Here is a 240-nt window from a genome sequence, read left to right on the forward strand (position 1 = left end):
ACCGTCCACAAAGAAGGAGAGAAACAAAACCTTATCCACATCTTGAGCCTTACGGCTCAAGCCAAAGGGTGGGTCAGTTTGAGATGGAAATTGCGGGTCAGTTCTGCGTGGAAATCAACATACAGGGAGCCAAAGCAGTGGTGCTCACGGGCAAATACAACCTCGACCCTATCTCCCAATGGGCCATAGCATTGAGGCAGCGCAGTGGATGGCAAAAGGCTGTCGTGGCTCTTGCTAATA

The 240-nt window shown here is 50.8% G+C and carries 1 pseudogene; it reads left to right on the forward strand.

The features are described from left to right. Positions 1 to 119 precede the first annotated feature (119 nt). Positions 120 to 240 (forward strand): annotated as a pseudogene (locus SJH88_RS19860) (IS110 family transposase); the annotation flags it as partial.

The sequence above is a fragment of the Comamonas sp. GCA5 genome, from assembly GCF_036541385.1.
GTDB classification, from domain to species: domain Bacteria; phylum Pseudomonadota; class Gammaproteobacteria; order Burkholderiales; family Burkholderiaceae_C; genus Comamonas; species Comamonas aquatica.